At 62.8% G+C, this 14,940-nt stretch carries 12 protein-coding genes; 5 read left to right on the forward strand and 7 right to left on the reverse strand.

Annotated features, from left to right (window positions below):
* Positions 1-7 precede the first annotated feature (7 nt).
* Both OW493_RS08800 and OW493_RS08805 read right to left on the reverse strand, forming a co-directional pair.
* Entirely contained in the window at positions 8-733 is a 726-nt protein-coding gene (locus tag OW493_RS08800; protein WP_176503811.1) for a pirin family protein, read from the reverse strand.
* A 49-nt stretch (positions 734-782) separates the two neighbouring features.
* On the reverse strand, positions 783-1,244 hold the full coding sequence (locus tag OW493_RS08805; protein ID WP_084208395.1) for a DoxX family protein: 462 nt from the start codon (positions 1,242-1,244) through the stop codon (positions 783-785).
* Positions 1,245-1,375: 131 nt separating this feature from the next.
* Between OW493_RS08805 and OW493_RS08810 the strand changes: the two genes are divergently transcribed.
* Entirely contained in the window at positions 1,376-2,317 is a 942-nt protein-coding gene (locus OW493_RS08810) for a LysR family transcriptional regulator (RefSeq protein ID WP_289863887.1), read from the forward strand.
* Between the two features lie 60 nt (positions 2,318-2,377).
* Here the strand turns inward: OW493_RS08810 and tdh are convergent, their stop codons facing one another.
* The 5 genes from tdh to OW493_RS08835 form a co-directional block, all read right to left on the reverse strand.
* Entirely contained in the window at positions 2,378-3,403 is a 1,026-nt protein-coding gene (gene tdh / locus OW493_RS08815; RefSeq protein WP_289863888.1) for an L-threonine 3-dehydrogenase, read from the reverse strand.
* The gene (locus tag OW493_RS08820) at positions 3,400-4,638 is read right to left on the reverse strand and encodes a glycine C-acetyltransferase (RefSeq protein ID WP_289863889.1); all 1,239 of its coding nucleotides are present in this window, start codon (positions 4,636-4,638) and stop codon (positions 3,400-3,402) included. Before OW493_RS08820 ends, tdh begins: the two co-directional genes overlap by 4 nt.
* Before the next feature lie 304 nt (positions 4,639-4,942).
* Complete coding sequence (locus OW493_RS08825) at positions 4,943-6,421, reverse strand: BCCT family transporter (RefSeq protein ID WP_289863890.1); 1,479 nt, start codon at positions 6,419-6,421, stop codon at positions 4,943-4,945.
* 280 nt (positions 6,422-6,701) lie between these two features.
* On the reverse strand, positions 6,702-8,387 hold the full coding sequence (locus OW493_RS08830; protein ID WP_289863891.1) for a BCCT family transporter: 1,686 nt from the start codon (positions 8,385-8,387) through the stop codon (positions 6,702-6,704).
* A 370-nt stretch (positions 8,388-8,757) separates the two neighbouring features.
* Positions 8,758-10,464 carry a BCCT family transporter gene (locus OW493_RS08835; protein ID WP_240499701.1) on the reverse strand — a complete coding sequence of 569 codons (1,707 nt, stop codon included), beginning with the start codon at positions 10,462-10,464 and terminating at the stop codon, positions 8,758-8,760.
* A gap of 483 nt (positions 10,465-10,947) precedes the next feature.
* On the opposite strand from OW493_RS08835, the gene OW493_RS08840 reads away from it, so the two are divergent.
* The 4 genes from OW493_RS08840 (at position 10,948) to OW493_RS08855 (ending at position 14,767) form a co-directional block, all read left to right on the forward strand.
* Entirely contained in the window at positions 10,948-11,904 is a 957-nt protein-coding gene (locus OW493_RS08840; protein WP_176494141.1) for a GlxA family transcriptional regulator, read from the forward strand.
* A gap of 214 nt (positions 11,905-12,118) precedes the next feature.
* Positions 12,119-13,165: a YHYH protein gene (locus OW493_RS08845; protein ID WP_084208405.1), complete on the forward strand. Its 1,047-nt coding sequence runs from the start codon at positions 12,119-12,121 to the stop codon at positions 13,163-13,165.
* Between the two features lie 100 nt (positions 13,166-13,265).
* Positions 13,266-13,556, forward strand: coding sequence for a hypothetical protein (locus tag OW493_RS08850; RefSeq protein WP_176503824.1), 291 nt, complete (start codon positions 13,266-13,268; stop codon positions 13,554-13,556).
* Between the two features lie 149 nt (positions 13,557-13,705).
* Positions 13,706-14,767 carry a YHYH protein gene (locus tag OW493_RS08855; protein ID WP_289863892.1) on the forward strand — a complete coding sequence of 354 codons (1,062 nt, stop codon included), beginning with the start codon at positions 13,706-13,708 and terminating at the stop codon, positions 14,765-14,767.
* Positions 14,768-14,940: the final 173 nt, after the last annotated feature.

Consider the following 14,940-nt stretch of genomic DNA (forward strand, 5'->3'; position numbering starts at 1 on the left):
GGCCAGCTCAAGCGGGCAGGTCGAACAGCAGCGCATGCAGACCTCGCGCCTCAGCGAGAGTGGCCTCGGGTTCATGATCCAGCGTGACGGCATCCCCCGCGGACAGGGGCAGGCTCTGCTGATCCTTGCCCTTCAGTGTTGCCGTCCCGTCGATGACGTGCAGGTAGTAGCGACGCTGGGGCGCGAAGGGCAGTGCGAGCGAGGTATCCGTGTGTTCCGCGCCTTGCAGGCCGATGCGATACATACGGGCATCCTGATTGATGGACAGGATGCCGTCCACGGCCTCTTGTGGCGGGGCGATCAACAGGTCGAGTCCCTCGCGTGCCGTGAAGGGTTGCTGCTGATAGCGCGGCGTCAGGCCCCTGGCATCCGGGGTGATCCAGATCTGCAGGAAATGCAGTGGCTGGCGAGTCGAGGGATTGTACTCGCTGTGCTCGATGCCGCTGCCGGCACTCATCAGCTGGACTTCGCCCACTCCCAGGGTGCGATGTGAGCCCATGGTGTCACGATGCTCGATGCTGCCTTGCAGCACATAGCTGATGATTTCCATGTCACGGTGCGGATGCGTCTCGAAGCCTGCGCCGGGTGCCACGGTGTCATCATTGAGCACGCGCAGTACGGAGACGCCCATGTGATTCGGGTCATAGTAGCTGGCGAAGGAAAAGCTGTGGCGGCTCTCCAGCCAGCCAAATCGAGCATGACCGCGTTCTGCCGCTGGACGTAACGTGAACATGGCAACCTCCTCAGAGTGTCGTGGTGTCTGCCGGTGAGTGAAGCAGGCTTCAGTCTTCGCGCACGGCGTTGCTGCCCGGTTGCAGTACCCGATCAAGGGACAGCTTGCCGCCGCCGGTGATCATGAGGCTGGCCGCGATGGTCAACAGGGCCAGCGCGTACTCGAAGCCGTTGTTGCTCATGAACAGGCCATTGCCGATATGCACGGTCAGGATGGCGATCAGCATCGTGAAGACCAGCACGGCAGCTGCCGGGCGCGTCAGCAGGCCGATGAGAATGGCCAGTCCGCCGAAGAATTCACCGCTGCCGGACAACAGTGCCATCAGGTAGCCGGGCTCGATGCCCATGGAGGCCATCCACTGCCCCGTGCCTTCCAGACCGTAGCCGCCGAAGGCGCCGAACAGTTTCTGTGACCCGTGGGCCATGAAGATGATGCCGGTGGGCACGCGCAGCACCAGGCTTGCGAGGCTCGTGTCAGTGGACATCAGGCGAGAGAGGGCGGACTTGAACATGAGTGGCTCCAGTGATCAGGTAAGGGGTGGATTTTCAAATCAGTGTGTCTGATCGATGGCGCTACTATAAAATGTGGTGTCACAGAAAAATAACGGAGGATTCTGGTCTGATTGATCAGAATTTTTGAACCATGGTCTCACCCATCACGCTGGACGCGCTGCGCGTATTGGATGCCATTGACCGACGTGGCAGTTTCGCCGCGGCCGCCGAGACACTGCACCGCGTGCCCTCGGCGATTTCCTACTCGGTGCAGAAGCTGGAGGAAGAGCTGGGCGTGCCGCTGTTCGACCGTTCGCGCCGCAAGGCCGAACTGACCGATGCCGGACGCCTGGTGCTGGAGCATGGGCGACGCATTCTGCTGGCCACCGATGAGATGACGGCGCTGGCGTGTCAGGCGGGGGCGGGCTGGGAGGTCGAGCTGCGTATCTGCGTCGATTCCATCCTTGAACCGGACGCGCTCTATCCGCTGTTGGAGGAGTTTCAGGCCATCCAGCCGCGTACCCGGGTGGTACTCGGTGAGGAGGTGATGGGGGGCGCCTGGGAAGCGTTGCATGACAACCGTTGTGATCTGGTGATCGGAGCGCCCGGCGAGGCACCGGTGTCGGGGTTGTCGAGCCGAGTGTTCGGGGCGATCGAGCCGGTCTTCGCCGTGGCGGCCGGTCATCCGCTGACGCATCTGCCGCAGCCGCTGTCCGCCGACGCCCTGCGTGACTATCCCACTGTCATCGTGGCCGACAGTTCGCGCAGCTTGCCCGGGCGCTCTTCGGGGTTGCTGGATGGTCGCAGTCAGATCATCGTCAAGACCACGGCGCAGAAGATAGACGTCCAGCGCAGGGGGCTTGGTGTCGGCTATCTGCCGTTGCACCGGATTCGTCAATCACTGGAAGACGGCAGTCTCACGGTGCTGCCACTGGAGACGGATCGTGCGCCGATCGATCTCTCCCTTGCCTGGCGCAGTGGTCGCCAGGGCAAGGCGCTCAAATGGATTCTCCAGCGTCTCTCGGCTCCCGGCATGGGCGAGGCCTTCGGGCTGTTACCCCGCGAGGCGACGACTGACCGGCACGCGCTCTGACGATTGGGGGGCAGACGATCGGGAGCTGACTGGCGTGGGGGAGCAATCGAGTAAAAGCCCTCAGCCCCAGTCGAGCACTACCTTGCCCGACTGACCGGAGCCCATGATCTCGAAGCCCTGCTGGAAGTCATCGACGGGAAATCGATGCGTGATGATGGGCGAGAGATCCAGCCCTGACTGGATCAGGCTGGCCATCTTGTACCAGGTCTCGAACATCTCACGGCCATAGATGCCCTTGATGGTCAGCCCCTTGAAGATGACCTTGGTCCAGTCGATGGCCATCTCGCCGGGGGGAATGCCCAGCATGGCGATCTTGCCGCCGTGGTTGATGACATCGAGCATCTGACTCACGGCTGATGGCACGCCGGACATCTCCAGCACTACATCGAAGCCCTCATGCATGTCGAGCTCCGCCATCACCTCCCTTAGGGATTCGCGGCTGACATTGACGGTGCGGGTCGCGCCCATCCGCTCGGCCAGTGCCAGTCGATAGTCATTCACGTCGGTGATCACCACGTGGCGGGCGCCGATATGGCGGATGACCGCCGCCGCCATGATGCCGATGGGCCCGGCGCCGGTGATCAACACGTCCTCGCCGACCACATCGAAGGCCAGCGCCGTATGCACGGCATTGCCGAAGGGGTCGAAGATGGCTGCCAGGTCATCGCTGATCTCATCCGGCAGCTTGAAGAGGTTGTAGGCGGGCAGGGCGAGATATTCGGCGAAGGCGCCCGGACGGTTGACGCCCACGCCCTCGGTATTGCGACACAGATGGCGACGCCCCGCGCGGCAGTTGCGGCAATGGCCACAGGTGATGTGCCCTTCGCCGGAGACCCGATCACCGATCTCGTAACCCCGCACCTCGCTGCCCAGCGCGACGATTTCCCCCGCATACTCATGACCGGTGACCATCGGCACCGGTACGGTCGCCTGTGACCACTCATCCCACTGATAGATGTGCATGTCCGTGCCGCAGATCGCGGTCTTGCGGATCTTGATCAGCACATCGTTGTGGCCGATTTCCGGCACGGCCGTCTCGGTCATCCAGATGCCGGGTTCGGGCTTGAGCTTGGCCAGCGCCTTCATGCATCACCTCCCGTCGCAGACCCGATCACGCCCATCTCGAGGCCGATGCGCGCGAAGGCCGAGACGGCCGTGTCGATCTGCTCCGGGGTATGCGCCGCCGAGAGCTGGGTGCGAATGCGCGCCTGTCCCCTGGGCACCACCGGATAGGAAAAGCCGATCACGTAGATGCCGGCCTCCAGCAGCCGATTGGCGAAGTCGCCCGCCAGGCGCGCATCGCCGATCATCACCGGAATGATGGCGTGGCCGGCGCCCGCGAGGGTGAAGCCGGCGGCCTGCATGCCGGTGCGAAAGCGTTCGACGTTCTCCCACAGCTTACGGCGCGGCTCGGCGCTGTCCTCGATACTGTCCAGCGCCTTGAGGGTCGCCGCCACGATGGGCGGTGCCAGCGAGTTGGAGAACAGATAGGGGCGAGAGCGCTGGCGCAGCCACTCGACGATGGGCCCGCGTGCGGCCGTCACGCCTCCCGAGGCACCGCCCAGCGCCTTGCCGAAGGTGGTGGTGATGATGTCGATCTGATCCATCACGTCATGGTATTCGTGGCTGCCACGCCCGTTGTCGCCGACGAAGCCGGTGGCGTGGGAGTCATCCACCATCACCAGCGCGTCGTAGCGGCGGGCGAGTTCACAGATGCCCTTTAGATTGGCGATCACGCCATCCATTGAGAAGACACCATCGGTGGCGATCAGCTTGAAGCGTGCGCCAGCCGCGTCCGCCTCCTTGAGGCGGGCCTCGAGTTCGCGCATGTCATTGTTGGCATAGCGATAGCGGCTAGCCTTGCACAGCCGCACGCCATCGATGATGGAGGCGTGGTTGAGCGCATCGGAAATGATGGCGTCTTCAGGGCCGAAGAGTGTCTCGAACAGGCCACCATTGGCATCGAAGCACGAGGAATAGAGGATGGCATCGTCCATGCCGAGAAAGGCCGCGAGGCGTTTTTCCAGCACGCGATGCTGGTGGTGGGTGCCGCAGATGAAGCGTACCGAGGCCATGCCGAAGCCATCACGCTCCAGCGCCTGTTGCGCGGCCGCGATCAGCTCGGGGCTATCGGCCAGGCCCAGATAGTTGTTGGCGCAGAAGTTGATGACCTGGGCGCCTTGTCCCTCGTCCTTATCGCTGGTGGAAACCTGGATGCTGGCACGCTGGGGCGAGGTGATCTCGCGCTCCTGCTTGTAGAGGCCTTCTTCATGCAGCGTATTGATCTGACGGCTGAGGTGGTCGTGGAAACTGGCTGGCATGCGTCGCTCCTGTCTGTCGTGATCCTGTCGCTTCCGATCGATGCTGTACGCCTTGGGGAAACGTGGTGACACACACTTCAGCCTAGTAGCTCGTTGTCAGCACAGCAGGGCTCTGTCGGCGTCGAGGGCGCAAGACCCGCCATTCCATTCCTGGCCGGTGGCGAAAAAAGGCGGGCATCAGACGTGACACGGCCCTGCACCTCGTTAGAGGGCAGGGCCGTTGTGCTGGACAGGTTGCGTTGCGACAGATCGTTGTCCCGGATTGCGTCGGCACGCGCTGCGGCGCATCACACGCCATGGCGGTTCAGCGCTGGGTGAGTGGCGCCGATGTCGGGATGGCCTGGGAGGCGCGATCACGGCGTACGCGGATCACGAAGGCGATCACCAGGGCGAAGATGCCGAAGGCGACCGGTATCGCGGCGACCGAGATCAGGCTCAGCAGGGTCTTGTAGACGTCGCCGCCCAGCCAGCTGACCACGATGGCCAGGGCGGCCATGGCGATGATCCAGAAGGCGCGTGAGCGCTTGACGGTCAGCATCTCGCAGACCAGTCCTGCCGAGTCGGCACTGGTGATGAAGAACAGCAGGATGTTGAGCGTCAGTATCACCGAGAGGATGCCGGTGGTATCGATGGTATCGATCAGCTTGAACACGTCCTCGACGCCCAGGCTGAGGCTGCCGAGACCGAACACCACGAACCACAGGCACGAGAACAGGGTCGGCACCAGCATCACCCCCAGCACCATGCCACGCAGGGTACGGCCCTTGGAGATGCGCGCCACGAAGACGCCGGTGAAGATGAACCAGCCGTACCAGGCAGCCTCGAAGGCATACAGCCAGTCGGCCAGCCACGCCTTGCGCTCCGGATCACCCAGGCCGATGTCGGTGGCCATCGACGGGTACTTGAGCAGGTATTCCGGCACCAGACGCACGAAGGTGGAAAGGATGTCGCCGGGGACGGTCAGCACCAGCACGCCGATCATCAGAATGATGGCGAACAGGGTGTTGTAGTTGCTCAGCCACTTGATGCCGCGCTTGAGGCCAGAGGCGGAGGAGATGATGGCGCATACGGCCAGCACGCTGATGATCAGGGTCGGGCTGAACTCGATGCCGACCAGCTTGACCAGTCCCTGCTGGATCGGGGTGGTCGCGTAGGTGAAGGACAGCGACAGGCCGATGACGGTGGAAACGACGAGGCTGACCAGATTGAGCTTGCTCCACAGGCCATTGCCCAGCAGTTCTTCGGCGGGCTTGGTCATCTTCATGTTGTACATGGCATGCGCGAACAGCGCGCCGATGGCCAGATAGCCCGCCCAGGCAAGCAGGCCCCAATGATTGAAGGCATTGAGCAGTGCCATGTCGGTGCTCTGGCCGGCATCAGTGTGGTACTTGGGTTCCAGCACGCCCCAGGTGAGCAGGCCGATGCCCATGCCGGTGGCAAACAGCATACCCATCCAGCTCAGGGTGTGGAATTCCGGTTCGCCTTCACCGAAGCGCAGCTTGCCCAGCGGCGTGAAGCACACCGCGACCATCACCAGCGAGATGGCGAAGGCCGGCCAGGTGAAGATGAAGCCGAGATTGCCGATCACCGAGGTCTTGACGGTGTCGAGGGCCGCGAGGAATCCCGTCGGGAAGAGGGCGGCGGCGCCGATCAGCAGCATGATGACCGCCACGGTGGCGATCGAGGTGAGGTACTTGCCCTTGGCGGAGTCTGTATCCCCCAGGCCGCAGACGGAATCCGTGGTGGCCTCGGGCTGGCGGGAGGAGGAAGTGTCGGTCGTCATGAGAGCGCGATTCCTGAAGTTGTTGTTGTCGAACTGGCAAGCTGACGGCAGCAAGAAGTCGTCAAGAGAGGGCAGATAACGATGGCTGTCTCCTGTGGGTGGCAAGGACCTCATAAGCCTATCTTGCCCTCTGGTTAATTTTTGGTTATTGGCGACCAGTATTTGCCATAACACGACATTATGAGTCTCGTGGGACGCCTGACGTGAAAGACATGCCTCAAGGCCCGCCGTTGCCTGTTGGCACGACGGGCCCGGGTCGAGTGAGGGGCTTAGAGCGGGCTCAGGGGCCTGTGTGATGCTGGACGGGTTTCTTGAACCTTTTCAGTGCGTTGCCGGATTCCTGATAGAGCGCCACCAAGAGGCCCATCGTCATTGCCACGATCACGAAGCTCATCGGCAAGGCGGCGGCCATCAGGATGGTCTGCAGTGCCTTGAGGCCGCCTGCCATCAGCAAGGTACCGGCCACCAGTCCGATGCAGATGCCCCAGAAGATGCGGTGACGCGCCAGCGGCTCCTCATCGCCCAGCGACAGGATGGTGGTGACCACCAGGGTGCTGGAGTCGGAGCTGGTCACGAACCAGCTGATCAGCAGGAAGATCAACAGCGAGGAAAGGATGACTCCCAGCACGCCGTTGCCGGCCAGGGCATCGGCGGTGGCGAACAGGGCTTCCGGCAGATTCCAGTTGCGCACCAGCGTCATCAGCTCGCCGGTCCCCGGGCCCATGGCGGCCGTCAGCTCCTGATGCAGACCGGTACCGCCGAACAGCGCCTGCCAGAGGAAGATGATCAGCGGTGGGGCGATCAGCACGCCGAGGATGAACTCGCGCAGGGTGCGTCCCTTGGAGATACGCGCGATGAACAGGCCGATGAACGGGGCCCAGGCCAGCCACCAGGCCCAGTAGAAGATGGTCCAGCCTTCCTGCCAGCTGCTCTCGCCCGGGGTCTGGGCGACCCAGAGTCCCATCGGCACCACGTCGCGCAGATAGGCCAGCAGCGTCTCGCCGAACAGCGAGATCAACCACAGGGTGGGGCCGCCGATCAGGAAGCTGCCGACCACGAGCACCGAGACGCCGATGTTGAGCTCGGAGATGAAGCGGATGCCGCGCTTCACGCCGGAGACGGCAGATGCGATGGAGATCACGCTGATGACGGCGATCAACGCCAGCTGAGTGCCGAGCCCGGCATCCAGTCCGGTGAGGCGGTTGAGCCCGACGGCGATCTGGCTGACGCCGAGGCCCAGCGAGGTCGCGATTCCGAAGACACAGCCCAGTACGCCCATGATATCCACGGCGTGACCGATGGGACCGTAGATGCGCTCGCCGATCAGCGGATAGAGCGCCGAGCGCAGTGCCAGAGGCAGGTGATGGCGGTAGGCGAAGTAGGCGAGTGTCATGCCGACGACGCCATACACCGCCCAGCCATGCAGGCCCCAATGGAAGAAGGCCACCTTGAGGGCCTCGACGGCGCGGGCATGGTCCATGCTGGTAGCGCCGGCCAGATCCGCGTGCGGGTTGTTGGGGTACCCGAAGCCACCGGAGTCGTCGAAGTAGAACAGTGGCTCGGCGACCCCGAAGAACAGGATGCCGATCCCGACGCCTGCCGAGAGCAGCATCGAGATCCAGGTGAAACGCGAGAACTCGGGTCTGCTGTCCCTGGGGCCGAGTCGCAGGCTGCCCCAGGGAGACACCACCATGACCAGTGACAGGGCGATCATGCCCACGACCAGGATGAGGTAGTAGGTGCCGAAGGTGTTCTCGATCCAGGCGCGGGCGGCGCCGAACAGGGCAGAAGAGGCCTGCGGACTCAGGCCGGCACCGACCACGAAGGCCAGCAGCAGGCCGGCAGCGGTGAGTGTCATGCCCTTGTGCATGCCCTTGAGCGGGCCGCGGGTCTCAAGGCGCTGCGTCAAATCAGGGGGGATGCCGCGGTGAGCGGACTCTTGCGAGTCCTGTTGGGCGGGTGTCATGGGAACACTCCTTTATTGTTGTGATTGTTGTCTCGCACTACCTGTGTGGAACGTTCTGGACATCAGACATCGACACGTTCTAAGGCTAGAGCGTCGTCCCCGATCATTTTCTCCCCAAACGAAGTCCAGTTAGCTGAACGCGTCATGCGGCAAGCGTCAGGCCGGCTTTTCGGATATTTTCTCGCTGGAAGCCTGCAGTGCCTCAGCGCTCAGGGGCCCTCCGAGAGAGGCTGGAAGAGGGATGTCCGGGAGCCAGAAACGCCAATCCCCGCCGGGCCTTGTGGCCTCAAGCGGGGATTGGTGTCATGCGGGTGCCGGCATCAGGTCATGGCAGGAGCCGTGACCGGCATCGGTCAGACTGACCGGCGGATCAATTCAGGCCCGTGTCGGGGGAGGCGCGGCGACGTGCCTTGAGCGCCATGCGCGATTCCTCGATCAGGGCGATCAGAAGACCCAGTGTCATGAGCAGAATCACCAGGCTGACCGGCAATGCCGCCGCCATCAGCACGGTCTGAAGGGCTTTCAGGCCGCCGGCCATCAACAGGACGGCAGCGACCGAGCCGATGCAGACGCCCCAGAAGATCCGGTGGCGCGCCAGCGGCTCCTCATCGCCCATCGACAGGATGGTGGTGATGACCAGGGTGCTGGAGTCGGAGCTGGTCACGAACCAGCTGATCAGCAGGAAGATCAGCAGTGAGGACAGGATGACGCTCAGGGTGTCATTGGCCACCAGTGTATCCGCCGTGGCGAACAGCGCCTCCGGCAGGTTCCAGTCGCGGATCATGCCCATCAGTTCGCCGGTTCCCGGGCCCATGGCTGCGGTCAGTTCCTGGTGCAACGCGGTGCCACCGAACAGCGCCTGCCAGATGAAGATGATCAGCGGCGGTGCGATCAGCACGCCCAGCACGAATTCACGCACGGTGCGGCCCTTGGAGATACGGGCGATGAACAGGCCGATGAACGGCGCCCATGCCAGCCACCAGGCCCAGTAGAAGATGGTCCAGGCATCCTGCCAGTCGCGTTCCAGCGGCGTGCCCGCCACCCACAGGCCCATGGGAATGACGTCACGCACATAGGAGACCAGCGTCTCGCCGAACATGCTGATCAACCACAGTGTCGGCCCCCCGATCAGGAAGCTGCCCACCACGATGACGGAGACGCCGACGTTGAGTTCGGAGATGATGCGGATACCCCGGCTGACCCCCGAGACGGCAGACGCGATGGAGATGGCGCAGATCACGGCAATCAGCACCACCTGGGTGTAGATGCCGGAATCCAGCCCGGTCAGACGATTGAGGCCGACGGCGATCTGGCTGACGCCCAGGCCCAGCGAGGTGGCGATACCGAACACGCAGCCCAGTACCCCCATGATGTCGACGGCGTGGCCGATGGGACCATAGATGCGATTGCCGATCAGCGGATACAGCGCGGAGCGCAGGGCCAGCGGCAGGCCGCGGCGATAGGCGAAGTAGGCCAGGGTCATGCCGACGATCACATAGACCGCCCAGCCATGCAGGCCCCAGTGGAAGAAGGCCAGCTTGAGCGCATCCACGGCGCGCGCATGGGTCATGGCGGTGTGGCCGGCGAGGTCCGCGTGGGGGTTGTTCGGGTAGCCGAAGCCGCCGGAGTCATCGAAGTAGAACAGCGGCTCGGCGACCCCGAAGAACAGAATGCCGATGCCGACGCCTGCCGAGAGCAGCATCGAGACCCAGGTGAAGCGAGAGAATTCGGGACGGCTGTCCGGTGCGCCGAGGCGCAGGTTGCCCCAGGGAGAGAACACCAGGGCGATGCACAGCCCGATCAGTCCGACGATGGTGACGAGATAATAGGTGCCGAAGGTGGACTCGATCCAGGCGCGGGCGGCGCCGAACAGACTCGCGGACATGTCGGGTGCCAGGCCCGTGGCCAGGACGAAGAGCAGCAGCAGGCCCGCTGAGGTCAGGGTCATGCCCTTGTGCATGCCGGTCAGCCAGCCTGAGGTCTCGACCTGCACGCTGGAACTGGCGTCGGGATAGGGCAGAGGGGCGGTATTCGTGGAATCGGGAGAGGACGCGGGGTCGGATTGGGAAGGGGTCACGCAGTAACTCCTGTTCGAGCTGGTCAAAGGGCCAGCGATCCCTGTCTCGGTCGAGGCATCGGGGATATCGACCGCTCATCCGGCACCATTATTGTTGTCGTGTTGGCAACGAGAAGAGAAGAGGAACGCATTTTGGAAAGAGCAGTTCTTGGCTAACTGCCTAAAAACATTACGATATATTATGGATGGAATTGTTTTTGATGGCTACAGCTTCTGGAAAAATCACGCTACGCCAGAAGCGGGTCGGGCAAGCGGGACGTGAATCACCGGGACATGATTGCCAGGCGCTCGCACTGAGGCCCCGGGGATGCCCGGGAGGCGGCATGGTGAAGTCTCGACGACAGGTAAATTTCAACAGTCTGTTTTGTCGTCAGGCGAATTATTGTTAACGTAATGCGTCATTTTTGACGGTCGTCGTCATGTCACGCTCTCGGGTGATGACCCATGACACCTCTCTTTCCCTGTCACGGAGGCTCTCGCGTCATGCGTCTCGACTATTCCGGCCCCTTGCCCGAAACGATCGGATTTCTGCTGCTGCCGCGTTTTTCGATGATGGCCTTCTTCGCGGCGGTGGAGCCGTTGCGCATCGCGAATCGCATCAGCGGCAAGCCGCTGTTTCGCTGGTTGCTGATCAGTGAGGATGGCCAGCCGGTCACGGCATCGAGTGGCATGACGCTGGTGGCGGATCACAGCATTCTGGATATCCGCTCGCTGCCTTCGCTTGCGGTATGCAGTGGCTTCGAGCCGGAAGCTCACCTGAATCGCGCTCTCACTGGCTGGCTGAATCGCCTCGATGCCGGTGGCTGTGTGCTGGGCGGGCTGGATACCGGTTGCTTCCTGCTCGCCGCGGCCGGGCTGCTCAATGGTGAACGCGTCACGCTGCACTGGGAGAGTCTGCCGGCGTTTCGCGAGCGTTTCCCTGCCATCAGCACCTCGGATGAATTGTTCGAGCTGGGCGCACGGCGTTTCTCGTGTGCCGGGGGAGCGGCGGCGATGGACATGGCATTGGACGTGATTGCCCGGCGGCACGGCACGGCCCTGGCAGTCGATGTCTCCGAGCAGCTTGTCCATGACCGCATGCGGACGCGTACCGATCAGCAGCGCATGACGCTGGCGCGGCGACTCGGCACTCACAAGCGCCAGCTGGTCGATGCCGTCGCCTTGATGGAGCAGCATCTGGACACCCCCCTGTCGCTGGAGGAGCTGGCCCGACGCTGTCGCATCTCGCTCAGACAGTTGCAGCGTCTGTTCGAGCAGGAACTCGCCACGTCGCCGCGAGCCTGGTACCTGAGGCTGCGGCTGGAGCGTGCTCGGCATCTGCTCAAGGAGACGGATCTCGATATTCTCTCCATCGGACTGTCCAGTGGCTTCACGTCGAGCTCGAGCTTCTCGCGGGCCTATCGCAATCACTTCGGGCATTCCCCGCGAGCCGAGCGCTAGGGCTACCGTGGAGCCGTCTTTGTGAAATGACAGCACTCGTGAAAAGTCAGTTCTCGTGAAAAGTCAGTTCTCGTGAAAAAGGCAGCTTTGTGCAAATGAGCGGCGCGTCTTTCCTTATGGGACGTGTTTTCCATAGGCTTGGCCTTGCGATGGGTGGGCCGTTCAGGTGAAGTGCAGATGACGTGCTGATGCCCTGGTGATCACAAGAGGAAACATGATGAAGCGAATGGCACTGGCCTCGTTGTTCAGCGCGGGGGTCGCCAGCCTGATCCCCGTGTCCGCGATGGCCCACGAGGGGGATGTCTCGGAGCGACTGGCGCAGATCGCCTCCCTGTTCGATGCCCGGAGCATCGTGGCTGGCCCTGAGGTAGTGGATTGCACGCTGTCTGGTGGGACCGAGACCCAGTGCTTCAGCATCACGCTGAAGAACTCGCTGGAGTCCAGCGAGATGGGCCCCTGGTGTCCCGGCAAGCTCTCGGACGGTGCCGACAAGGGGGGGATCTGGGTGCGTGACGGCAAGCAGTACGACGTGGATGGTGCCTTCATCGAGAATCTGGCCACCTTCTATGATGACCCCGAGTGGCAGCTGTTCGACGAGGCCACCGGCAAGGTTCACGTCACGGATACCAGGACGGCCTGTGATCAGGCGGCGCGGCCGGATGTGGCCGAGGCGTACCACAACTACTGCGTGGAATGCCGCACGGAATACATGGATGAGGTCGTCGAGACCACCTATGTGCTGCCACTGGTTCCCGTTGCCCGTCAGGAAGCGGCATCAGGGCGCACTCCGCCAATTCCGCGGGGAATCGCCTTCAATGGCGTCAGATTCGATGCGGCAGCGCCTCAGGATGCGATTCTTGCCGCCCATACCCTGGCGCCTTTCGATGACTGCGGAGGGCATGTGAATCTGCATGTCGGCTATCACTATCACGGTGCCAATGGCTGCAGTCCCGCGAAGGAGAACGTCGCGGCGGATGCCCCGATGATCGGCTTTGCCATGGATGGTTATCCGATCCTGGCCAGACTGACCGGTGACGAGGCCGAGGAGGCAGAACTCGACGCCTGCAGTGGCCATGTCGGTGCAGGCATCGGATACCATTATCATGGCAACAGCGCCGAAAAGAACGAGATTCTGGGATGTTTCCATGGCGAGATAGGCTGCGCACTCGACTCACCGGATGCCGTCTGCACCGCAGATGACATGGGACATCGCGGGCCACCTCCCGGTGAGGAAGATCGTCCGCCGTCCGGGAAGGAGTGAGCCTGCAGGCACCTGAACACCTGTCGTTTTCTGACATATTCGTTGCACATTGCGTCAGCAAGCTTGTCGTCATTGAGTGATGACACAAGGAAATGCCGACATGAAAGCCTCTGAAACTCCTTCCGCTCGCGTGACCTTTCGTCGTCGCGGCAGCCTGGCCTTGATGGCGGGCGCACTGCTGGCCATCAGCGGGATGAGCATGGCGCAGCCTCCGGGTGGCAAGCCGCCGCAGGAAGCCTTCGATGCCTGTGCCAGCAAGCAGGTGGGAGACCAGTGCCAGATCGCGGTGCCTGAGGCAGACTCGCTGGTGCCGGGGCATTGTGTCGCTCCGCCCCAGGGTGGCGAGACGGCCTGCTTGCCGGATGATGCCAAGCAGGGGCCCAAGCACTGAGGTCAGGGCCTGAGCCGAGCCTGAGACCAGGCTGAACTTGAGTCCAGGCCGAGCTTGACCCTCACGGTTGTCCCGCCCATCGACACCCGCCACGCTGATCACTCGAGAGAGCAACAGCGTGGCGGGTGTTCTCTCTTCGGAGCCTACTCATGAAGACGGCACGCCTTGTGCGAAAGACCGCATCGATCACGGCCTGGTTGCCGGCCTCCCTGTTGATGGCAGGGGTGGCCCATGCCGAAGTGGTGCCGAGCCAATTCTCCACGGCCGCGCTGGTCAAGGCGCCGGAAACCGTCAGCTGTACGCTGGAGAATGGCAGCTCTGCCCAGTGCACCCGACTTGTCGTGAAGTACCGGCCTGATGACCTGGAGATCGGCCCTTTCTGTCCACCGACGCTGGATGATCAAGGCGGTATCTGGCAGTGGGATGGCCAGCACCCCGGTCTATATCGGCTGGATCGTGCCTTCTTCGAGATGCTCGATACGCTCGGGTTTCATTTTCATGATGAGGACGAGACGCTTCACATCATGACGGACCTGAGCAAGCGTCAGGAAGAGGCCAACAACTGCCTCAACGTGGCGGAAGATGACAGCGTCGAGATGAGCATTCTGCTGCCTGTCGTCCCGGTGCCGGCCGACTCGCCGACGTCGCTTGGCACTGTCGCCAAGGTAGGCCTGGCACTGGATGGCGTGCCCATCTTCGCCGATGCTCCCTCGGTGCTGGATACCGGCAATCTGCCGGCATTGGATACCTGCGGCGGTCATGTGGACCCGGGTGGCTGGTATCACTGGCACGCGACGGCCACGGATATCGATAGCGTCTATGACACGCAAGGCGTGGATGCCCATTGTCAGCAACCGCAGAGCAAGAGCGCCCAGTTCGCCTATGCCTTCGATGGCTATCCGATGTTCGGCAGTGAAGACCCGACGGGCGAGGTGCCGACCGATCTCGACAGTTGCAATGGTCACTTCGGCCCGACCGAGCGTCACCCGGAAGGCGAGTATCACTATCACGCCACTCAGGAATTCCCCAACCTGCCCGCATGTCTGAAGGGTGTGGTGGCGAAGGACAACTTCACTACCAATGCCAGGATGGGGATCGGCTCTCCACGCAAGCCGGGTCAGGGCCCCATGCCCGGCCATGCAGGCGACGGACATCCGGACGGGCCAATGCCGGGAAATGATGATGACAGCGCCGGGGTCGGGGCGCCGTGAACAGCGCCGGCGTTTTGGCGCTCCGGCGCTGCGTGCCATGCCATACCCTGCTGTCTGCACGAATGTCATGGTCTTTGCCGAGACTTCCGCGTCTCGGTGTGTGTTTCACACTGCTGCTGTCTCCCCCCAACCGAGAGATCTCTTCACTGGATTTGCCTTCATGTCGCTTTCTC

The organism is Cobetia sp. 14N.309.X.WAT.E.A4 (assembly GCF_030397495.1).
Classification (GTDB): Bacteria; Pseudomonadota; Gammaproteobacteria; order Pseudomonadales; family Halomonadaceae; genus Cobetia; species Cobetia marina.